Source organism: Agrobacterium sp. H141, from assembly GCF_057158725.1.
In genome coordinates, this window is the sequence record NZ_CM169893.1 from 1,992,035 (window position 1) to 2,013,318 (window position 21,284).

At 58.4% G+C, this 21,284-nt stretch carries 24 protein-coding genes and 1 riboswitch; of the genes, 16 read left to right on the top strand and 8 right to left on the bottom strand.

The window, feature by feature from the left end; all coding sequences use genetic code 11:
- Positions 1-221 precede the first annotated feature (221 nt).
- Positions 222-899, bottom strand: a complete 678-nt coding sequence (locus tag ACWPM9_RS09125; RefSeq protein WP_428186956.1) for an alpha/beta hydrolase — start codon at positions 897-899, stop codon at positions 222-224.
- A 210-nt stretch (positions 900-1,109) separates the two neighbouring features.
- On the opposite strand from ACWPM9_RS09125, the gene ACWPM9_RS09130 reads away from it, so the two are divergent.
- From ACWPM9_RS09130 to ACWPM9_RS09170, 9 genes are all read left to right on the top strand, one after another.
- A complete protein-coding gene (locus ACWPM9_RS09130) occupies positions 1,110-2,276 on the top strand; it encodes a cysteine desulfurase family protein (RefSeq protein ID WP_484757463.1) in 1,167 nt (388 codons plus the stop codon).
- Between the two features lie 143 nt (positions 2,277-2,419).
- Positions 2,420-3,889, top strand: coding sequence for a Fe-S cluster assembly protein SufB (gene sufB / locus ACWPM9_RS09135; RefSeq protein ID WP_428186954.1), 1,470 nt, complete (start codon positions 2,420-2,422; stop codon positions 3,887-3,889).
- Positions 3,889-4,044, top strand: a complete 156-nt coding sequence (locus ACWPM9_RS09140; protein WP_484757464.1) for a hypothetical protein — start codon at positions 3,889-3,891, stop codon at positions 4,042-4,044. The genes sufB and ACWPM9_RS09140 overlap by 1 nt, the downstream gene beginning before the upstream one ends.
- Before the next feature lie 53 nt (positions 4,045-4,097).
- On the top strand, positions 4,098-4,853 hold the full coding sequence (gene sufC / locus ACWPM9_RS09145) for a Fe-S cluster assembly ATPase SufC (RefSeq protein WP_484757465.1): 756 nt from the start codon (positions 4,098-4,100) through the stop codon (positions 4,851-4,853).
- 22 nt (positions 4,854-4,875) lie between these two features.
- Positions 4,876-6,153, top strand: a complete 1,278-nt coding sequence (gene sufD / locus ACWPM9_RS09150; protein WP_484757466.1) for a Fe-S cluster assembly protein SufD — start codon at positions 4,876-4,878, stop codon at positions 6,151-6,153.
- Complete coding sequence (locus ACWPM9_RS09155) at positions 6,146-7,393, top strand: cysteine desulfurase (protein ID WP_484757467.1); 1,248 nt, start codon at positions 6,146-6,148, stop codon at positions 7,391-7,393. Before sufD ends, ACWPM9_RS09155 begins: the two co-directional genes overlap by 8 nt.
- 12 nt (positions 7,394-7,405) lie before the next feature.
- Complete coding sequence (locus ACWPM9_RS09160; RefSeq protein ID WP_484757468.1) at positions 7,406-7,786, top strand: SUF system Fe-S cluster assembly protein; 381 nt, start codon at positions 7,406-7,408, stop codon at positions 7,784-7,786.
- A 75-nt stretch (positions 7,787-7,861) separates the two neighbouring features.
- Positions 7,862-8,248, top strand: a complete 387-nt coding sequence (sufA, locus tag ACWPM9_RS09165; RefSeq protein WP_484757469.1) for a Fe-S cluster assembly scaffold SufA — start codon at positions 7,862-7,864, stop codon at positions 8,246-8,248.
- 382 nt (positions 8,249-8,630) lie between these two features.
- The gene (locus ACWPM9_RS09170; protein ID WP_484757470.1) at positions 8,631-9,254 is read left to right on the top strand and encodes a LysE family translocator; all 624 of its coding nucleotides are present in this window, start codon (positions 8,631-8,633) and stop codon (positions 9,252-9,254) included.
- Between the two features lie 41 nt (positions 9,255-9,295).
- Here the strand turns inward: ACWPM9_RS09170 and ACWPM9_RS09175 are convergent, their stop codons facing one another.
- The 6 genes from ACWPM9_RS09175 to ACWPM9_RS09200 form a co-directional block, all read right to left on the bottom strand.
- The gene (locus ACWPM9_RS09175) at positions 9,296-9,619 is read right to left on the bottom strand and encodes a flagellar basal body protein (protein ID WP_484757471.1); all 324 of its coding nucleotides are present in this window, start codon (positions 9,617-9,619) and stop codon (positions 9,296-9,298) included.
- Between the two features lie 231 nt (positions 9,620-9,850).
- Positions 9,851-10,060, bottom strand: coding sequence for a cold-shock protein (locus tag ACWPM9_RS09180; protein WP_428186945.1), 210 nt, complete (start codon positions 10,058-10,060; stop codon positions 9,851-9,853).
- A gap of 337 nt (positions 10,061-10,397) precedes the next feature.
- Positions 10,398-13,262, bottom strand: coding sequence for an aminomethyl-transferring glycine dehydrogenase (gene gcvP / locus ACWPM9_RS09185; protein WP_484757472.1), 2,865 nt, complete (start codon positions 13,260-13,262; stop codon positions 10,398-10,400).
- Positions 13,259-13,621: a glycine cleavage system protein GcvH gene (gene gcvH / locus ACWPM9_RS09190; RefSeq protein ID WP_484757473.1), complete on the bottom strand. Its 363-nt coding sequence runs from the start codon at positions 13,619-13,621 to the stop codon at positions 13,259-13,261. Before gcvH ends, gcvP begins: the two co-directional genes overlap by 4 nt.
- A 78-nt stretch (positions 13,622-13,699) precedes the next feature.
- On the bottom strand, positions 13,700-14,839 hold the full coding sequence (gene gcvT, locus ACWPM9_RS09195; RefSeq protein ID WP_484757474.1) for a glycine cleavage system aminomethyltransferase GcvT: 1,140 nt from the start codon (positions 14,837-14,839) through the stop codon (positions 13,700-13,702).
- 171 nt (positions 14,840-15,010) lie between these two features.
- Positions 15,011-15,097, bottom strand: a riboswitch (glycine riboswitch).
- A 106-nt stretch (positions 15,098-15,203) separates the two neighbouring features.
- Positions 15,204-15,389: a DUF3008 family protein gene (locus tag ACWPM9_RS09200; RefSeq protein WP_484757475.1), complete on the bottom strand. Its 186-nt coding sequence runs from the start codon at positions 15,387-15,389 to the stop codon at positions 15,204-15,206.
- Between the two features lie 211 nt (positions 15,390-15,600).
- Here ACWPM9_RS09200 and ACWPM9_RS09205 point away from each other — a divergent pair, with 211 nt between their 5' ends.
- Together ACWPM9_RS09205 and ACWPM9_RS09210 are read left to right on the top strand one after the other, a co-directional pair.
- Positions 15,601-15,975: a hypothetical protein gene (locus ACWPM9_RS09205; RefSeq protein WP_484757476.1), complete on the top strand. Its 375-nt coding sequence runs from the start codon at positions 15,601-15,603 to the stop codon at positions 15,973-15,975.
- An 84-nt stretch (positions 15,976-16,059) separates the two neighbouring features.
- A complete protein-coding gene (locus tag ACWPM9_RS09210) occupies positions 16,060-17,061 on the top strand; it encodes a DUF1775 domain-containing protein (RefSeq protein ID WP_484757477.1) in 1,002 nt (333 codons plus the stop codon).
- A gap of 37 nt (positions 17,062-17,098) precedes the next feature.
- On the opposite strand, the gene ACWPM9_RS09215 is transcribed toward ACWPM9_RS09210, so the two are convergent.
- Entirely contained in the window at positions 17,099-17,371 is a 273-nt protein-coding gene (locus ACWPM9_RS09215; RefSeq protein ID WP_428186938.1) for a hypothetical protein, read from the bottom strand.
- Positions 17,372-17,559: 188 nt separating this feature from the next.
- Here ACWPM9_RS09215 and crcB point away from each other — a divergent pair, with 188 nt between their 5' ends.
- The 5 genes from crcB to ACWPM9_RS09240 all read left to right on the top strand — a co-directional run bounded on the left by crcB (position 17,560) and on the right by ACWPM9_RS09240 (position 21,279).
- Positions 17,560-17,937 carry a fluoride efflux transporter CrcB gene (gene crcB, locus ACWPM9_RS09220; protein ID WP_428187483.1) on the top strand — a complete coding sequence of 126 codons (378 nt, stop codon included), beginning with the start codon at positions 17,560-17,562 and terminating at the stop codon, positions 17,935-17,937.
- Between the two features lie 102 nt (positions 17,938-18,039).
- Positions 18,040-19,035 carry an RluA family pseudouridine synthase gene (locus ACWPM9_RS09225; protein WP_484757478.1) on the top strand — a complete coding sequence of 332 codons (996 nt, stop codon included), beginning with the start codon at positions 18,040-18,042 and terminating at the stop codon, positions 19,033-19,035.
- On the top strand, positions 19,032-19,691 hold the full coding sequence (locus ACWPM9_RS09230; protein WP_484757479.1) for an HAD-IA family hydrolase: 660 nt from the start codon (positions 19,032-19,034) through the stop codon (positions 19,689-19,691). The genes ACWPM9_RS09225 and ACWPM9_RS09230 overlap by 4 nt, the downstream gene beginning before the upstream one ends.
- A 3-nt stretch (positions 19,692-19,694) precedes the next feature.
- Positions 19,695-20,498, top strand: a complete 804-nt coding sequence (locus ACWPM9_RS09235; protein ID WP_428186935.1) for an ATP12 family chaperone protein — start codon at positions 19,695-19,697, stop codon at positions 20,496-20,498.
- Positions 20,499-20,559: 61 nt separating this feature from the next.
- Positions 20,560-21,279, top strand: a complete 720-nt coding sequence (locus ACWPM9_RS09240; RefSeq protein WP_484757480.1) for a hypothetical protein — start codon at positions 20,560-20,562, stop codon at positions 21,277-21,279.
- Positions 21,280-21,284: the final 5 nt, after the last annotated feature.

Genomic DNA, 21,284 nt, shown 5'->3' on the forward strand with positions numbered 1-21,284 from the left:
AGCAACAATATTCTTTCGGGCATTCAGCCACATTCAGTCGCGCTGACTGGAAAATCGCTTCAAGCGCAAGGACGTCGCGATAGTCAAACAGGAGAGATGCAGAAAGAAAGACAGGGTTTGCAGAGGTCTGAGAGGCACGCCTCGATTACTGTTGAGGCGGCACCGCGGTCGATACAAGCGCTGACGAGAACGTTTGTATCGACCACGACTTTGAGCATCGGTTAGCGGATGCGCTTGGCCGGAGGTTCCGGCACCAGTTCGCCATCGAGGCGACGGTCGAGGTAATCCTCGCATTCGGCCATCAGTGCGTCGACCTGGCCGTTATAGAAGTGGTTGGCGCCGGGCATGACCTTGTGCGTGATCAGGATGCCCTTCTGGGTCTTCAGCTTCTCCACCAGAACCTGAACGTCCTTTTCCGGCGCGACCTTGTCGGCATCACCGTTGATGATGAGGCCGGACGAGGGGCAGGGTGCCAGGAAGGAGAAGTCATAGGTGTTGGGCTGAGGCGAAATCGACATGAAACCTTCGATTTCCGGACGGCGCATCAAAAGCTGCATGCCGATCCAGGAGCCGAAGGAATAGCCGGCGACCCAACAGCTCTTCGAATCGGGATGCAGGCTCTGCACCCAGTCGAGCGCCGATGCAGCGTCCGACAATTCGCCAGCGCCGTGGTCGAACTCGCCCTGGCTGCGGCCAATGCTGCGGAAATTGAAACGCAATGTCGTGAACCCGCGCTTCTGGAACATGTAGAAGAGCTGGTAGACGATCTGGTTGTTCATGGTCCCGCCGAATTGCGGGTGCGGGTGCAGGATAATGGCGATCGGTGCGCTTTTTTCCTTGGAAGGCTGGTAGCGGCCTTCCAGGCGGCCAGCCGGGCCATTGAAAATGACTTCGGGCATCTAAACTCCGGACTCGTTGTTTTTTATGTTCCAACAGCTCATTTCAGAAAGCTGACTTGACGTATTCACTCAGCTTTTCTAGAACGCAGTTTAGAACAATTCGAAACTGTGATGGCTGTCCATCTTTCGGTGGTTGGTGTCATAGGACATGCGCGGCGCGAATATCAAGGAAAATGCGTGCTGCGAGGGAGTGGGATAGTCAGGTTTTCGATGGCCAAGACGCGCATCTATCTCGATTGGAACGCAACGGCGCCGCTTCATCCGGCGGCGCGTGCGGCTGTCGTTGAGGCGCTCGACCTTGGCGGGAACCCGTCTTCCGTTCACGGCGAAGGGCGCGCGGCGCGTATGCTGGTCGAAAAGGCCAGACGTCAGATTGCAACCCTGGTCGGTGGAACGGCAGCCAATGTCATATTGACCAGCGGTGCGACGGAAGCCGCCAATATGGTGCTGACGCCCGATTTCAGGATGGGCAAGTCGCCGCTGAATGTGGGTCACCTATATGTCTCGGCCATCGAGCATCCGGCGGTTCGCGAGGGCGGACGTTTTGCAGCCGATCGCAAGTCCGAGATCGCCGTTCTAAGCTCCGGTCAGGTGGATCTGGCCGCCTTGAAGGCACAGCTCGTGTCGCATTCGTCTGAACTTGGACTGCCGCTGGTGGCGGTGATGCTGGTCAATAACGAGACGGGTGTCGTTCAGCCGGTCGCGGAGGTTGCGGCTCTGGTGCATGCCCATGGTGGGTTGCTGGTGGTCGACGCGGTCCAGGCTGTGGGGCGCATGCCAGTGGATATCGCTGCACTTGACGCCGATTTCCTGATCGTTTCCAGCCACAAGATTGGCGGCCCTAAGGGTGCTGGCGCGCTTGTTGCTCGCGGCGAGACCTTGATGCCGACGCCTCTGATTCGCGGTGGTGGCCAGGAAAAAGGACATCGCTGCGGAACGGAGAATGTGTCTGCTATCGCCGGATTTGGTGCCGCCGCAGAGGCGATGCTGGTCGAGCTTGAGGATCGCAATTCCGGCATTCGCGCCTTGCGGGATGAGCTGGAAACACGCATGCGACAAGCGGCCCCGGACGTGGTGATCTACGGTGCCGACAGTCCGCGGGTGGCCAATACCACGTTTTTTGGCCTGCCGGACATGAAGGCAGAGACCGGACAGATCGCTTTCGATCTGGAAGGTATAGCGCTTTCGGCCGGTTCTGCCTGTTCGTCGGGCAAGGTTGGGCAGAGCCATGTGCTCACCGCCATGGGATTTGACGACAAGGCCGGTGGGTTGCGTATTTCGCTTGGGCCATCCACTACGCCTGAGGAGATTGATCTGGCTGTTTCTGCTTTTCAACGTATTGCCGAACGACGGCGCGTTGGGGGGCAGGCGGCCTGAGCTTTGGAAAAATTGCTCAAACGCAATTTTAAACTTGCAACACGGGCTTAAAATGAGCCCTTGGACAACTACATAGAAGCGCATCACCGCTTCTGACGTTGACAAGCCGCCGGACTTTGAACCGGCGAGATTGGAGAACGAATATGGCTGCTGTGCAGGAAACGATCGATCAGGTCCGCCAGATCGATGTCGACCAGTACAAATATGGCTTTGAAACCATGATCGAAGTCGACAAGGCCCCAAAGGGTCTGTCGGAGGATATCATCCGTTTCATTTCAGCAAAGAAAGAAGAGCCTGAATGGATGCTCGAATGGCGTCTTCAGGCCTATCAGCGCTGGCTGACGATGGAAGAGCCGACATGGGCGCGCGTCGATTATCCGAAGATCGATTTCAACGACTACTATTATTATGCCGCGCCGAAGACGACGTCCGGCCCGAAGACGCTCGACGAGGTCGATCCGGAGCTGCTGGCGGTCTACGAAAAGCTTGGTATTCCACTGCGTGAGCAGGAAATGCTCGCCGGTGTCCAGACCTCCAAGATTGCCGTCGATGCCGTGTTCGACAGCGTCTCGGTTGTTACAACCTTCAAGGAAGAGCTGAAGAAGGCCGGCGTTATCTTCATGTCGATCTCGGAGGCCGTCCGCGAGCATCCGGATCTGGTGAAGAAGTATCTGGGCACAGTCGTTCCAGCCACTGACAATTATTACGCCACGCTCAATTCTGCGGTCTTTACCGACGGATCATTCGTGTTCGTGCCGAAGGGCGTTCGTTGCCCGATGGAGTTGTCCACCTACTTCCGCATCAACGAGAAGAACACGGGCCAGTTCGAGCGCACGCTGATCATCGCCGAAGACGGTGCCTATGTGTCCTATCTCGAGGGTTGCACGGCACCCCAGCGCGACGAAAACCAGCTGCATGCAGCCGTGGTCGAACTGGTTGCGCTCGATGATGCCGAGATCAAGTATTCGACCGTCCAGAACTGGTATCCCGGCGACAAGGACGGTAAGGGCGGCATCTACAACTTCGTTACCAAGCGTGGCGATTGCCGAGGCAAGAATTCCAAGATCTCCTGGACTCAGGTGGAAACAGGGTCTGCGATCACGTGGAAATATCCGTCCTGCATCCTGCGTGGCGATGGTTCGCGCGGCGAGTTCTATTCGATTGCGGTGTCCAATGGTCACCAGCAGATCGACAGCGGTACCAAGATGATCCATCTCGGCAAGAACACGTCGAGCCGCATCATCTCCAAGGGCATTTCCGCCGGCGTGTCGCAAAACACCTATCGCGGTCAGGTGTCTGCCCACCGCAAGGCGTCCAATGCCCGTAACTTCACCCAGTGCGACTCGCTTTTGATTGGCGACAAGTGCGGCGCGCATACGGTTCCTTATATCGAGGCGAAGAATTCGACGGCCCAGTTCGAGCATGAAGCGACAACGTCGAAGATCTCCGAGGACCAGCTGTTCTACTGCCTGCAGCGCGGCATTCCGGAAGAAGCGGCGATCGCACTGATCGTCAATGGCTTCGTTCGTGAGGTAATCCAGGAATTGCCGATGGAATTCGCAGTCGAGGCACAAAAGCTGATTGGCATCAGCCTTGAGGGAAGCGTGGGATAATGGATGCGCTCAGCCTGATCTACTATGCGCTGGTTTGCGGCGGTCTGGCATTTCTTGTGCCGGGCATAAGCAGCAAGCCTCTGCGTATCGGGATCGGGCTGGTGACCGGAGCCGTATCGGCTCTCATCCTGTCCTTTATTAAAAGCCTTATTTGAGATTGAACTGAAGAACGCGCTGAGCTTGCTCGCGCATGACAACGGAAAACAACATGCTTGAAATCAAGAACCTGCACGCCCGCATCGCCGAAGACGGCACCGAGATCATCAAGGGTCTGAACCTGACCGTTAAAGCTGGCGAAGTAGCTGCCATCATGGGCCCGAACGGCTCTGGCAAATCGACGCTCTCCTACATCCTGTCGGGGCGCGAAGACTACGAAATCACCGAAGGTGAGATTCTTTACAACGGTGAGAGCATTCTCGATCTCGATCCTGCCGAACGTGCTGCCAAGGGCATTTTCCTGGCTTTCCAGTATCCGGTCGAAATTCCAGGCGTTGCCACCATGCAGTTCCTGAAAGTGGCCATGAACGAGCAGCGCAAGGCGCGTGGAGAAGAAGAGCTCAAGACCCCTGACTTCATCAAGCTGGTCAAAGAATCGGCCGCCAAGTTGCAGATCGACATGGATATGCTCAAGCGTCCCCTCAATGTCGGCTTCTCCGGCGGAGAGAAGAAACGTGCGGAAATCCTGCAAATGGCACTGCTTGCACCGCAGCTTTGCATTCTCGACGAGACCGATTCCGGCCTCGATATCGATGCGCTCAAGATCGTGGCAGATGGCGTCAATGCGCTGAAGTCACCCGATCGCGCGACCATCGTCATCACCCATTACCAGCGCCTTCTCGATTACATTGTGCCGGATACGGTTCATGTCCTCTACAAGGGGCAGATCATCAAGTCCGGCACCAAGGATCTGGCGCTCGAACTCGAAGCCAACGGCTATAACGACATCATCGGTCAGGCCGCCTGAGCGTTCGAAAAGGAGCAAGCCTATGGCATTGCAAGCAGCTAACAGGCCGACAGCCGCGGAAGACGCGCTGAATGAGGCCTATTCCAACCAGATCGGCTATATGCCGGGCGACGGCCGTGTCATGGCCGCGCGCGACAAGCTCTTCGACGAATTGAAGCGCGGCGGGTTGCCGACACGGCGCATCGAAGCCTGGCACTACACGGATCTGAAAACGCTTTTGCGCACGGTCCCGACCGTTGATCCTGCGTCGAGCGCTCGAGCCGTTGCCGCCTATGTGGCGCGGTCGACGCGGCTTGCCATCGAGCATGGACGGGCCAATGTGATCGACAGCCTGCCGGAAGGCCTGACCGTATCGCGCCTCAGCGAAGGATTGTCCGACGGCGTTGCCGCCGACGGTCTGGTTGCGTTCGACGCGAGCGATGCGATCGGTCGCCTGAATGGCAGTTTCGTGACCGATGGCTTCATGCTGTCGCTTGACGCCGATACTGCCCTTGAGGCTCCGGTGGAGCTGCAATGCGTGCATGGCGGCGGACAGGTTCACAGCCGTTTCCCGGTCGAGATCGGGGCAGGCTCGAAGGCTCTCATCATCGAACGTCATCTATCGACGGGCGAGGGCGCTGCTCTCGTATCGGCCGTCAGTGACGTGACTGTCGGTGATGGCGCGGAGCTCACCTGGGTCATCGTTCAGACACAGGGTGCGGACGACACGCATCTTGGCCAGTTCAAGCTTGCCATCGGTGCCGACGCCAATGTGCGCCTCGTCATCGTCAATGCCGGCGGAAAACTGGTGCGTCAGGAAATTCACGCTGCCACCAAGGGCGAAGGTTCGGATTTCAAGCTTCGTGCGGTCAACCTGCTCGGCGGTGAAACCCATACCGACATCACCATGACGCTTGGCCACGATCTGCCCAATACGACCTCGACGGAAGTGATCCGCAGCGTGGTGTTCGATCGCGCCCATGGCGTTTTCCAGGGCCAGATCCGGGTTGCGCCGGATGCGCAGAAGACCGACGCCCGCATGGCCTGCAACACATTGCTGTTGTCGGATGACGGAGAGTTTTCCGTCAAGCCCGAGCTTGAGATCTTTGCCGATGACGTTCAATGCGCACACGGGGCAACGGTTGCCGATATCGATCATAACCATCTCTATTACATGATGGCGCGCGGCATCCCCGAGAAGAAGGCGCGTGCCCTTCTGATCAATGCCTATGTGGCGGAAGTTGTCGAGGAGCTGGACGACGAGGCGCTGGTTGAGGCGCTGGAAGGCACGATTTCCGATTGGCTGGAAAATTATGGCTGATACGCTACCGACATCGAAAGGCTACGACATCGACGCCATCCGCAAGGATTTTCCGATCCTGTCGCGCACGGTTCACGATGGCAAGCCGCTGGTCTATCTCGACAGTGCGGCCTCGGCACAGAAGCCCCAGGTGGTGATCGATGCGATTTCGAATGCCTATTCGAACGAATATGCCAATGTGCATCGAGGCCTGCATTTTCTATCCAATGCGGCCACCGATGCCTATGAGGCGGCCCGCGAGAAAGTGCGGCGTTTTCTGAATGCGCCGTCGGTGGATGATCTCGTCTTCACCAAATCCTCCACCGAGTCGATCAATACGGTCGCCTATGGCTGGGGCATGCAGAATATCGGCGAGGGTGACGAGATCGTCATCTCGATCATGGAGCACCACTCCAACATCGTGCCATGGCATTTCATTCGGGAACGTCAGGGGGCCAAGCTCGTCTGGGCGCCGGTGACGGATGAGGGTGCATTCGATCTGGAAGCCTTCGAAAATTGCCTGACCGAGCGTACCAAGCTGGTGGCCCTGACCCATATGTCGAATGCGCTCGGCACGGTGGTGCCGATCAAGGAGGTCTGCCGGATCGCCCATGCACGCGGCATTCCGGTTCTGGTCGACGGCTCGCAAGGCGCTGTTCATATGCCGGTCGACGTGCAGGACCTGGATTGCGACTGGTATGCGGTGACAGGCCACAAGCTTTATGGTCCCTCCGGCATCGGCGTTCTCTATGGCAAGGCCGAGCGCTTGCGAGAGATGCAGCCCTTCATGGGTGGCGGTGAGATGATCGTCGATGTGACCGAGGAGACGGTGACCTACAACGATCCACCGCACCGTTTCGAGGCCGGTACACCGCCGATCGTGCAGGCCATCGGACTTGGGTATGCGCTGGATTACATGGATGGCATCGGTCGAGAGGCCATCGCCGCCCATGAAGCAGATCTGCGCGATTATGCCCATGAGCGCTTGTCGGCGATCAATTCCCTGAAGATCTATGGCAATGCGCCGGGCAAGGGGGCAATCTTCTCGTTTGAACTTGCCGGCATTCACGCCCATGATGTGTCGATGTTGATTGACCGCAAGGGGGTGGCCGTCCGTGCCGGTACCCATTGCGCCCAGCCACTGCTTCAGCGTTTTGGTGTGACCTCGACATGTCGTGCCTCATTCGCCATGTATAATACCAGAGCCGATGTCGACGCGCTTGCCGATGCGCTCGATTATGCCCGTACATTTTTTGCTTGAGGACTGAAGACCATGAGTGTCGACGACAGTGAAGCCAAGATCGATGTTCGCGAGGGCATTGTAACGTCCAGCATTCCGACGCAGGAACTGTCGCGTCTGTCCGATGACGTCGTCTCTGCGTTGAAGTCGGTTTATGACCCGGAAATTCCGGCGGATATCTTCGAGCTCGGTCTGATCTACAAGATCGACATCGAGGACGACCGTATGGTCAAGATCATGATGACGCTTACCGCCCCGGGTTGCCCGGTCGCCGGCGAAATGCCGGGCTGGGTGGAAAACGCCGTTGGTGCCGTCGAAGGTGTATCCGGCGTGGAGGTCGAAATGACCTTCGATCCGCCATGGACGCCCGATCGCATGTCGGAGGAGGCACAGGTTGCCGTCGGCTGGTATTGATCCGTTAAGGTCGCGAGACTAGATTCAGAACCAGGTCTTCCGGGCCTTGAACCCGGTGAGGTTAGGAGAATTCATATGGCATTCCAGATCATGACGATGACTGACGCGGCAGCAGACCGCGTCAAGGCCATTGTCGAGAATTCCGGACCGGACGCCAAGGGCGTGCGGGTCGGCATCAAGAAGGGTGGTTGCGCGGGGATGGAATATACCGTCGATCTCGTCAAGGAACCCGATGCCCGCGACGACATGGTAACCCATGGCGGCGCCAGCGTGTGGATCGATCCGGCCGCCACGCTGTATCTGCTCGGCACCCAGATGGATTTCGAAGTGACCAAGTTCCGCTCCGGCTTTGTCTTCAGCAACCCCAATCAGACGTCTGCTTGCGGCTGCGGCGAATCGGTCGAACTCCAGGCAGCCGATCTGGCAGAACTGGCCCGACAGAAGCTGGCTGCGGAAGCATAGGCCTTCGGTCTACGTCACTACGTGTTTGTGCGCCCGGCCATTGTGCCGGGCTTTTTGCTGGCTGGAAGACATCTGACAGGCCGTGATGTTGCCTGGCGGGGCAATAACGGAGGACTCGTCGTCATTCCTGTGCGTGTCACAGGAATCCAGCCCCGCGTCTGCGCGCCGAGATGACGAGCTTGCCGTTTGCTCTATGTCCGAGCAGGCTTCGCTTGCGCGATCAACATCGTGTCGCCGGACCCCGGAACATGTCCGGGGTGAGGGGTACTGGAACTTCGCTGGCGTGAAACCGTCATCTTTGGCGGCGCGGTAAAAAATTCGGCTCCGCGATCATAAAATAAGGCATGATGACTTTGTCATTCCATAGAGGCGTGCCGCTGACATGCTGTTTATTCTTGCCAAGGGGTTTGTGCTCGGCCTTGCCATTGCGGCCCCGTTGGGGCCCATTGGAACGCTCTGCATTTCGCGGACACTTGAGCGTGGATTCTTAGTCGGACTTGCCGGTGGGGTGGGCACTGCGCTTGCCGATGCGACTTATGCGGCATTGGCGGCCGCCGGCTTTGCGGCTTTCGCCCGGTTTCTCGATGCGATCTCGTTACCGCTGCAATTGGCTGGTGGCGCTTTCCTGTTGTGGCTCGGTGTAACAAACCTTCGACCGCGACGCGACGTCAGGCCCGCAAGGGTCGGTACCCGAGACGTACTGTCGACGACGGTTAGCACCTATCTTCTGACCATGGCCAATCCCACGACGATCCTTTCCTTCGCCGCGATCTTTGCGGGTCTCGGTCTGGCAGGAGAGGGAGACTGGTTTGGGGCCGTATCGCTGGTCGCAGGTGTATTTGCCGGATCGATGCTGTGGTGGTTGTTTTTGTGCGGGCTTGTCACGCAGTTGCGTTATCGTCTGCCGAAGGCGTTTGCGAACTGGGTATCGCGCGTCTCCGGACTGGTGTTGATCGCGTTTGGAGCCGTTGCGGTGGTGTTGGGGCTGCAAGGATTATTGGTGTAATCGCTTCCGGTTCGACTTCAATTACGTCGAGCGCCGCCCCCTCAGTCCCGCTTGATGCTCATCAGCACATCCCACATGTCGGCACCGGTTTCCCAGACGGCCGCATTGGCTTTGAACCCGATTTCGGATTCGATGGTGGAGAGCATTTCCCGGCCGAGGTCGACATTGGAGGTGTCGGGGAAGGTCATGTCTTGGGAGGATCGGACGGTTGTTTCCACGCCAGCGGGCGAGGATGAGAATACGGTGACCTGGCGGTCATAGCCGGGCGTCATGACATTGGCGACATTGTTGGCAGTGGTCGATAGCTTGCGCGTATTGGCCTGCATGCCCGACAAGGCGGTGTTCATGATTGCAGAAATGCTCATTGCTCACCCGTGCTGTGTTGACGGATGGGAGTTTAGTCAGGGTTTTTTAGGAAAGTCTGAACGATCAAGGTAACGGGATTGTTGCGCTGATCTCCCGCTTTGTGCCGAATTGGAGCAATGTCGTGCGGCGCTTTGGCTCGCTCACGCGAAAAGGCCGGACGCGAGGCCCGGCCAATTCATGCTGATTGATTGTGGTGACCGCCCTTTGAAGGACGATCTCCCTGCGGCGCCTCAGGCGGCCTGCAGGTTGTCAGCGGAGCTCTTGCCCGAACGCTTGTCCTGAACGATGTCGTACGAGACCTTCTGGCCTTCGTCGAGACCGGCAAGGCCTGCGCGCTGAACTGCGGAGATGTGAACGAACACGTCCGGCGTGCCATCATCCGGCTGGATGAAGCCATAACCCTTGGTGCTGTTAAACCACTTTACGATACCTGTAGACATAACGATTTCCTTTCAAATCGCTTGTGGGCCCGGTCGAGAATGACCGACAGTAGATCGACTATGAGAGGAAATCTGAATGGGCTTTGAGGGCCGGCAACAGTCGCTAGCAAAGTTCGATTTGGATTAATTACGGATTCGGACAAAAAAATGCAAGAGTTTGATCGCGGGAATTGCGCCGGATTTACCACAAACTGGTGGCTCTTACTCTTTTCCCTAAGGGGCAAGTCGTTGATATCGCAGTCTTCCAAGTGAGTGCTGACGTAACCTGTGACCCTTGGCCCTCTCCCCTCATCGGGGGAGAAGGCGATTTTCTCCTGTCAGACAAGCGCTGGACTATTCACTCAGCCGCCTCTGCATATTCGCTCATTGGCGGGCAGGTGCAGATGAGGTTGCGGTCGCCATAGACATTGTCGACGCGGTTGACGGAGGACCAGTATTTGTCCACCCGGAAGGCGCCCGGCGGGAAGCAGGCCTGTTCGCGCGAATAGGGTCTTGTCCATTCTCCGACCAGGTCTTCCACCGTATGCGGTGCGTTCTTGAGCGGATTGTCGGTCTTGTCCATCCGACCGTCTTCCACCATGCGTGCCTCTTCGCGAATGGCCAGCATGGCCTCGCAGAAGCGATCGATCTCGGCCTTGGTTTCCGATTCCGTCGGCTCGATCATCAGCGTGCCGGCGACCGGCCAGCTCATGGTCGGAGCGTGGAAGCCGCAGTCGATCAGGCGCTTGGCCACATCGTCGACAGTAATGCCGCAGCTGTCGTTGAGCGGGCGGGTGTCGACGATGCATTCATGAGCCACGCGTCCGGCCTCAGACTTGTAGAGCACGTCATACGCACCCTTCAGGCGGCAGGCGATATAGTTGGCGTTGAGGATCGCCACCTTGGTTGCCTGGGTCAGGCCTTCTCCACCCATCATCAGGCAATAGGACCAGGAGATCGGCAGGATCGAAGGCGAGCCGTAAGGGGCGGCCGATACCGCGCCGGGTCGACCATCGGTTGCCGTGTGTCCCGGCAGATGGTCTGCCAGATGCGCCTTCACACCGATCGGTCCCATGCCCGGTCCGCCGCCGCCATGGGGAATGCAGAAGGTCTTGTGCAGGTTGAGATGAGACACGTCGGAGCCGATATCGCCGGGACGGGCAATGCCGACCATGGCGTTCATGTTGGCACCGTCGAGATAGACCTGTCCGCCATGCTTGTGGGTGATTTCGCAGATCTCGCGCACCGTTTCCTCAAACACACCATGGGTCGAAGGATAGGTGATCATGCAGCAGGAGAGATTCTCTGCATATTTTTCTGCCTTTTCGCGGAAATCGTCGATATCGACGTCGCCGTTTTCGCGCGCCTTGACCGGCACCACCGTCATTCCGGCCATTTGCGCCGAAGCCGGGTTGGTGCCGTGCGCGGAGGTCGGGATGAGGCAGATGGTGCGGTGGGTATCGCCATTGGCAATGTGATAATTGCGGATGGTCAAAAGGCCCGCATATTCCCCTTGCGCACCCGAGTTCGGCTGCATCGAGATCGCATCATATCCGGTGACGGCGCAGAGCTTTTCACTCAGATCGTCGATCATCTCCTTGTAACCCAATGCCTGATCGGCGGGAGCGAAGGGGTGGATGTCGGCAAATTCCGGCCAGGTGATCGGCAGCATTTCGGCCGTGGCGTTCAGCTTCATGGTGCAGGATCCGAGCGGGATCATGGCCCGGTCGAGTGCCAGATCCCGGTCCGACAGTCGGCGGATATAGCGGGTCATCTCGCTTTCCGCGCGGTTCATGTGGAAGATCGGGTGGCTCAGATAGTCGCTTCGACGCAGAAGATCCTTCGGCAGCCGGTAGTCTGCGGTGAATTCGGCAACGGCGAACGCGCCGCCGAAGGCGCGCCAGACGGCTTCCAGCACGGCTGGGCGGGTGCGCTCATCAAGCGCGATGCCGATCTTCGTTGCGCCGACCTTGCGCAGGTTCACACCTTCGGCGACGGCCGCCCGCAGGATGAGGCCCTGCATATGACCGACCTCGACAGTGATCGTGTCGAAAAAGGTCTCCGGTTCGACAGCATAGCCGAGCTTTTCAAGACCCTTTGCCATCAGCACAGCCTTGCGGTGTACCTGCTGGGCGATGGCCTTGATACCCTGTGGACCGTGGAAGACGGCATACATGGAGGCCATAACAGCGAGCAGAACCTGCGCGGTGCAGATGTTCGATGTCGCCTTTTCGCGGCGGATATGCTGTTCGCGGGTCTGCAACGACAGGCGATAGGCGCGGTTGCCGCGGGCATCGACGGAAACGCCGACGAGACGACCGGGCATCGAGCGCTTGATGGCGTCCTTGACTGCCATGAATGCCGCATGCGGGCCGCCATAACCGACCGGAACGCCGAAGCGCTGCGAGGAGCCGATAGCGATATCGGCTTCCATGTCTCCCGGCGATTTCAAGAGCGCCAGCGCCAGAAGATCGGTTGCGACGGTGGCAATCGCGCCGGTCTGGTGGAGGCGGGCGATCAGGCCGGAGAAATCATGGCAATGACCATGGGTGCCCGGATACTGGAAGATCGCACCGAACACCTCTGTCGGGTCGAGGTCGGAGAAGGGATTGCCGACGATTACCTGCCAGCCAAGCGGTGCCGCGCGGGTCTGGATCACGTCGATGGTCTGCGGGTGGCAATCCTTGTCGACGAAGAAGGCGTTGGCCTTGGATTTCGAGACGCGCTGCGCCATGGCCATGGCTTCGGCTGCCGCGGTCGCTTCGTCCAGCAACGAGGCATTGGCGACGTCGAGGCCGGTCAGATCGGTGATCATGGTCTGAAAGTTCAACAGCGCTTCCAGGCGTCCCTGGCTGATCTCCGGCTGGTAGGGCGTATAGGCCGTATACCAGGCGGGATTTTCCAGGATATTGCGCTGGATTACCGGCGGCGTGATGGTGCCGTAATAGCCCTGACCGATGAGCGAGGTCAGCGCCTTGTTCTTGTTGGCCGTCTCGCGCAGCTTGTCGAGCGCTTCGCGTTCCGTCATCGGCGCACCCCAGGTCAGCGGCACGTCCTGACGAATGGAGGCCGGAACCGTGGCATCAATGAGGTTATCGAGGGTCTTGTAGCCGATCACCTTGAGCATCTCGTCCATTTCGGCCGGCGAGGGTCCGATATGTCGGCGATTGGCGAAATCGTATGGATCGTAATCGGTAAACTGGAATTCTGTTGGCGTGGTCATGCGATCAGCTCTTGGTAGGCGGATTCATCGAGAAGGGCGTCGGCATCGGCGGCATTCTTCAGCTTCAGCTTGAAGAACCAGCCCTTGCCCTGTGGATCGGAGTTGACCAGCGACGGATCGTCGACGATTGCCTGGTTAACTTCGACGATCTCGCCATCGAGCGGGCAATAGACTTCGGAGGCTGCCTTGACGCTCTCAACTGTTGCTGCGTCCGCGCCCTTGTCGAATTCGGCACCTTCGTCTGGAAGTTCAACGAAAACGAGATCGCCGAGCTGCTCGGCAGCGTGTGCGGTAATGCCAACGGTCGCAACGTCGCCGTCGATCTGCAGCCATTCATGTTCAGCAGTGAATTTCAGCATTGGAGGATCCTCTCAAAGGGAATGGGGAATGGATAGAAAAATGGAATTATGTCGGATGTTCACCGCCACATCGCGCGCCTATCGCTTGTAGCCGGGCGTGATGAAGGGGAGAGCCGAGACGATGAGCGGCAGATATTTTCCGCGCACTTCAGCGAATACCGTCGTGCCGGGCTCGGTCTTGTCCGTTGGCAGATAACCCATGGCAACGGGGCTTTCGACCGAAGGACCAAAACCGCCGGATGTGACATGTCCGATTTCGGTTTGGCCGTCGGCATCGGCAAAGAGCCTGGCCGGTGCTCGAACGGGTGCCTTGCCTTCAGGCTTCAGGCCGACCCGACGACGGCTGGTGCCGTTTTCCAGTTCGCCCAGAATGCGCTCGGCCCCCGGGAATCCCCCTTCGCGTTCGCCGCCCCTGCGACGGACCTTCTGGATTGCCCATTCCAGGCCGGCTTCGATGGGGCTGGTGGTGGTGTCGATGTCATTGCCATAGAGACACAGACCAGCCTCCAGCCGCAACGAATCGCGGGCACCAAGGCCAATGGCCTCGCAGTCTGGATGACCGAGGAATATTTCGGTCAGCTCGGTGGCGCGCTCAGCCGGCACGGAAAGTTCATAGCCATCTTCGCCGGAATAGCCGGAGCGTGACACCATGCACTCGATATCGTGCAGCGGTCCTTCCCGCATATCCATGAATTTCATGGCGGCAAGGCCAGCCCACAGTTCCGGTACGACCTGACCGGCACGGGGTCCCTGGATTGCCAGAAGAGCGCGATTTTCCAGAACCTCAATGTCGCAAGCCTCGGACAGATGTGCCTTCATATGGGCGATATCTGCATCCTTGCAGGCCGCGTTGACGACGACGAACAGATGATCGCCGCGATGGGTGATCATCAGGTCATCGAGAATGCCGCCATTGTCATCGGTGAAAAAGCCATAGCGCTGGCGGCCGTCTTTGAGCCCGAGCAGATCGACAGGCACCAGTTTTTCCAATGCCAGAGCGGCATCCTCGTACCGTCCGGACTTGGCACGCACGAGCACTTGTCCCATGTGCGATACGTCGAACAATCCAGCCTTTTCACGGGTCTGGAGATGCTCCTTCATCACGCCCAGCGGATATTGCACGGGCATGTCATAGCCTGCGAAGGGCACCATGCGGGCACCAAGTTTCACATGCAGATCGTGCAGCGGGGTGGTTTTCAGTGTGGGCTTTTCGTCCACAGGGGCCTCCAGGTCTTGTGCGGCAGGATCAAAACGCCCGGCGCACTGGCTCATGTCTGGCGCTTGCTGCGCCGGTTCATCGAGCCCCCTCTGTCCCTTTGCCTGAGATTGTTATCCCTTCGGCAAGTGCCTTCCCTTATGGCGGGCGGCTCTATTCTCCAGAGTTCCTATCGGCACCTTGTGGTCCTGTTGCCTGAGAGTTTCCGGGGCGGTTGCTCCTTCGGCACCGGATCAAACCGGTTCTCCCAACAAGGTCAGGTTGCCATTATCGATGGCTGCGGCATGTTGGCAATAGCCAAACGTCGTTCTCAGCCAATTTTTTGTCGCGTCGGTGCGACACCTGAGGCTGGAAGACGCATTGGGTTCAGTCGGACTTCTTGTCCGGCAGACCTTTGCGCTTGGTCTCAGCCAGATCTTCCAATTCCTTTTCCGTCATCGATTCAACCATCTGTTTCGATGCGCCCTGAAGTTTGGATTTGGGCATGTCGCCGCGTTTTGCAGCAAGCGCGGCGCCTGCTGCCTTCTGCTGGGCTTTGGATTGTGCTGGCATGAAAGCCTCCTCAGTTCTGAACGTGATGGACGCTCAAAGCATGAAGGGCGGGTTGGTTCCCGGCAGGGACAATGACGGATGCAAGTTTGTCCCGATCGTCACTGTTTTCACCGGTCGCACGAGCGGGCTGCTACGTGTTGCCGCAGGCTGATGGCCTTTGCCTTCCACTCTGTTTCCGGCTAAGCAGTCGCTGACATATTCGGGGACGGTTATGACGGCTAATCTGACAAGGGCGACATTGTATCTGCGCATCCTCTGCGCCGTTGCACTTGTGTCTTTGGCATTCGCCCACAAACCGCCCCAGGTTCTGGCAGCCATTATCGAGACGACGGCTCTGCAATTGCCGGACGGCAGCTATGCCGATCTCTGCATTGGCGAGAGAGGGACCTCGATACCTGGAGTTCCCGCCGGCAAATGCGAGGCCTGCCTTTTGGGCGGCCAGACCGTGTTGCCTCCGCCTTCTGATTGCTCGTGGCTTATTGCCAGTTTTGCTTCGCTTGAAAATCGCCCTGTCAGCGACAAGGCCGTTCCGGTTGCAAGCCCCGTTGCCCAGCCGCGCTCTCGCGGACCGCCTGCGTTCTCCTGACACTATCGTTTACCCACGATATTTCATCATCCCAGATCGGGATTTCGGTCGGCGCTGTGACGTCCGGCTGTTCAGGAGACACTTATGAACAAGCATATCAATTTCACCCTTGCCGGCCTTTTGGGCCTCGGCTTTGCCCACTCGGCGCTTGCGCATGCCACCTTCGCCAACGATCCGGTCAAGGTCGGGTCTTATGTTGCCGCCACACTGCAAGTTCCGCATGGCTGCGATGGCAAGGCGACCACGGATGTCGAGGTCAAGCTGCCGGAAGGCTTTATCTCTGCCAAGCCTCAGCCCAAGGCTGGCTGGGACCTGGAGATCATCCAGGGTGACTACCAAAAGGCCTATGACAATCACGGCAAGCAGATCACGTCGGGTCCGGTAGAGATCCGCTGGAAGAACGGCGATTTGCCGGATGACAACTACGATACCTTCGTTATCTACGGCAAAGTTGCAGAGGCTGGTCCGGCAGGCCTTGCCTTCCCGACTGTCCAGCTTTGCGGCACGGACGGCGAGGTGGCATGGACCGAGATTGCAGCAGAGGGCGTCGATCCGCATTCGCTTGCTCATCCTGCACCCGTGCTGAAGATCGCCTCCGGTGAGGCTGCCGGTCACGATCATGGTGCGATGAATCATGATGCCATGGACCACGGTTCGATGGATATGGGCGCGATGGCTCCAGCGGACGGCGCTTCTGTGACAATTGGCGATCTCGAGCTCACTGGCGGTTTCACCAAGGCGATGCTTCCAGGCCAGCCTGTCGGTGGCGGTTTCATCACCATCCACAACAGTGGCCACCATGATGATCGCCTCGTTTCGGTGTCATCACCGAGCGCTGGAGAGGTCCAGTTGCACGAGATGGCCATGCAGGGCGAGGTCATGAAAATGCGCGCGCTCGATGACGGTATTGCGATCCCTGCCGGTGAGACGGTATCCCTTCAGCCCGGAGGCCTGCACATGATGTTTATGGCGGTGAAGGAACCCTTCGTTGAAGGGAAGACTGTCAACGTCACACTCACCTTTGAGAAGGCCGGGACGGTTGACGTGTCATTGCCGGTGATTTCGGCTTCGGGAAAGAAGAACTGAGTTTACTGGTGACGACGCGGGCGGTTGCGCCCGCGTCTTATTGACCGGCCTTGTACGCTTCGACGGCCTGGGTCAGCGTTGCCTGTTCAAAGCGCGGCGTAGACGCTGTCAGCCAGTATAGCGACAGGGCCGGGGGCTTGATGACGGTCATCATGGCGCGAAGAGAGAAATCTTCGCTCTTTTGGGCCAGTTCCGCCAATGCGCGGGTTTGTTCTTCCGCGAGAGAGCTTCGCGTGACCTTTTGAGTCTTTTGATGCGTATCCGCGGCGTAGTGCGCGGTTTGGGCCGATATGGTCAGAACCTGTGTCATGTGTTTCACCGCAAAAGTGTTTCGCGATTACTATGCACGTGAAATGAATATGCATTTTAAACTTCGGCATCTGTATTTTATTCAAATGCAATATGCCGAACAGGTCTCTTTTGTTGCCTGCGGCGATCATGATCGCTATGGGGGGATAAAAGGGTCCGTCGCGGCCTTAACGGAAACGAAGGCGATTGATCATGCATATTCTTCTGGTGGCGCTGGGCGGCGCCTGCGGCTCAGTTCTGCGATATCTTGTCGGGCTCTTCACGATACGATGGCTCGGCCCCAATTTTCCCTGGGGCACCATCACCGTGAATATTCTGGGCTCGCTTATGATCGGTTTGTTTGCCGAGTTGGTATTGCGCAAGTTCAACGCGTCGGCAGATATGCGGGTCCTGATCGTGACCGGTTTTCTGGGCGGTTTTACAACCTTTTCTGCGTTTTCACTGGACTTCATTTCGCTTGTCGAGCGGGGCGCCTTTGCCTCGGCAGCTGCCTATATGATCTTCAGTATCGTCTTGTCCGTGGCCGCTGTTTTCGCTGGCCTGACGATCGGGCGTATCATCTTCTGAAATCCTTTTCGCCATTAAGGTTGTCCGATGGCGGTGAAATGCAGTAAAGCCGGCGCTTGAAGAGACATTAGTGGGCGCGCGCGCCTGAGCGAAAGTGACGACATGGCCGGCATCGAACATATCACAGTGGACGGGGAAGAGGCGGGTATGCGCCTCGACCGCTGGTTCAAGATCCATTATCCCGGCCTCGGTTTCGGAGCACTGCAGAAGCTTTTGCGGTCCGGTCAGGTGCGTGTCGATGGTGGCCGCGTCAAACCCGATGCGCGTGTGCAACCGGGGCAGGTCGTTCGCATTCCGCCGATGAATGTCGACGCGAAGGATACCAAGACCGGTCCGATTGCCAGCAAGGATCTCAAGCATGCCGGCGATGGAGAGCTTCTGTCGCGCATGCTGTTGCATGAAGACGACAAGGTCTTCATCCTCAACAAGCCTGCTGGCCTCGCGGTTCAGGGTGGTTCGGGCCTGACACGGCATATCGACAAGATGCTTGAGGCATGGACCAGCAAGAAGGGTGAAAAGCCACGGCTTGTTCACCGGCTGGACCGCGATACATCAGGGGTTCTCGTCGTTGCCCGCACCAGAGGCGCTGCGCAGAAGCTGACGGCAGCGTTCCGCGAGCGCGACACGAAAAAGACCTATTGGGCACTGGTCAGAGGCGTTCCGCGCAAGCACGAAGACAAGATTTCGAGCTGGTTGCTGAAGGAAGAGACCGAGGATGGCGACCGCATGCGGATCGCCCGGCACGGCGAAGAGGGTGCCGATCACGCGATTTCCTATTACCGCGTGCTGGAAACAGCGGCGCAGACCATGGCCTGGCTGGAAATGCAGCCCTATACCGGCCGCACCCATCAGTTGCGCGTTCATGCCCTGTCGCTGGGTCACCCCATCATTGGCGATCCGAAATATTTCATCGACGATCACAACTGGGAATTTCCAGGTGGCATCCAGAAACGCCTTCATCTGCACGCGCGCCATATCGATATTCCCCATCCGGCGGGTGGTCGCTTGAAGGTTACTGCTCCCCTGCCGCCGCATATGGTGCAGAGCTGGAACCTCTTGGGCTTCGATGAGAGTTCTGCCGACGAGGACCAGTCGTGAAGCTGGTTCTGTTTGACTGCGACGGAACGCTGGTCGACAGCGCCGGTCTGATCCATGAGGTCATGCGCCGCACCTTCATTCAGTTCGGCCACAAAGCGCCGTCGCTCGACGACACCAAGTCGATCATCGGTCTGACGCTCGATATTGCCATTGCGCGGCTTCTCGGTCGTCCGCATGCTGACGGCGAATGCGTGGAGATGATGGCTCACTACAAGTCGATTTACGCGGATGTCCGAAGCGAAAGCGGTGCCATTGATCGATTGTTCGACGGTATCCGGGACGTCATCGCCGAACTCGGTGAGCGCGACGACGTCATTATCGGTGCTGTCACGGGGAAGTCCCGCCGCGGTCTCGATCTCATTCTCGATACGCATGACTGGCGCCGCCATTTTTTCGTCAGCCGCACTGCGGACGATTGTCCATCGAAGCCGCACCCGGCGATGGTGAGCGAGTGCTGCGATGAGGCGGGTATTTCGCCAGCCGACACGATTGTCATCGGCGACGCCATCTATGACATGCAGATGGCCAAGGCCGCCGATGCCACTGCCATCGGCGTTTCCTGGGGCTATGCCTCGACGGACGCGCTCTGGCAGGCGGGTGCTGACGCCGTGGTAGACCAGCCGGCGATGCTCTTAAGCTATATTCACAAGGGGTAACCCATGCGCGATGAACTCTCCGATATCTTCGGTCCCTTCATTCCTGAACTCAGTCATGAGGATCCGGTGCGGCGTGCGCAGATCCAGATGAAGAAGGCGCTGCCCAAGCGGTTCTACAAGGAGGTGGCCGTCGCACCATGCGATTCCGGCTTTCTCATCCAGCTCGATGGCCGCACGGTGAAGACACCGGCCAAGTCGGATCTGGCCATGCCGAATGCTGAACTGGCAGAGATGGTGGCAGATGAGTGGCGCGCACAGGTCGAGGTGATCAATCCCACCTCGATGCCAGTGACGCGTCTGGTCAACACAGCGCTCGATGGTGTGGCCGTCCAGATCGGGGCCGTTGCCGAGGAAATCGAGCGGTTTGCCGGCACCGATATGCTGTTCTATCGGGCCGACTCACCGGATGCTCTGGTCGAGCGCCAGACGCGGGAATGGGATCCGGTCCTCGCCTGGGCGTCCTCCAATCTTGGGGCGCGCTTTATTCTGGCGCAGGGCATCATTCATCAGCAACAGCCGGCAGAAGCGCTTTCAGCCTTTTCGAAGGCCTTGAAAAAATATCACCAACCGCTGCCCCTGTCTGCGATCCACGTGATCACAACGCTCACCGGTTCCGCCGTTCTGGCGCTGGCGTTCGCCGAAGGTGCGCTGGAGCGTGACGAGGTCTGGCGTCTTGCCCATCTGGAAGAAGATTGGACAATCGAGCATTGGGGTTCTGATGCCGAGGCGGAAATGCGCCGTGCAAAGCGTTTTGAGGAATTGCGGGCAGCATCGGCTGTGTTCGAAACGTTAAGAGCTGCTACTTAACCGTTTGCTAACTATAAATGCGCATGCTTTCGGCGTTACTTCATTTCGCCGGGAACCCGCTATGCTTCGTCGACTGCTGCCGATTGTCGCCACTCTTCTTGCTGCATTGACGCTTGCGGGCTGTGTCGCTTTTCCGACGGATCCGATCCGTCGGCCTTTCTTTTATGATGTGCGCGATGTTAGCGTGATCGCCAATGAGCAGGTCCCGCTTGCGCTCACTACGGGAGTGGACCAGCGCGTCTCGGCAGCGATCAAGGCTACCGAGCGGCGGGTGGCAACCGAACGGGTTGTGCTGACGGTGAAGATCGAAAGCTACCGCGCGGTCCGCTATCTCGGCGACAGGCGTGCGCTTGCACGCTTCAAGGTGACCGCTGCGGATGTCGTGACCGGCAATCCGGTTGCCGCCGGAAGCTTCCTTGTTCGCAGCAATACCGATAATCCGGACATCGCCATTCAGGCGCTCGCCGACGAGATCGCCGCGCGCATACGTTTTTCTTTCGCCCTGCAGACCCCGAGCCTTGTGCGTGTGGTCAAGCCGAAGCCTCGGACCTCGACCAGGCTGAAAACAGATTATGTGACCGAAGAAACCATCGCGCCTGACGCCACATTCGATGCCTTCGTGCAAAAGCCTGACGTCTCCGTCGAAGTCGTGAAGCCGACTGTGCGGTCGGGGACGAATCTGGAAGACGGGGCCAATGCCAGCATCAGCTTGTCGCCGGCTCCAAAGGTGGAGACAGCTGCACCGAAATGCGCGTCCAATGACCCTGCCTGCAAACCATAGGCTGT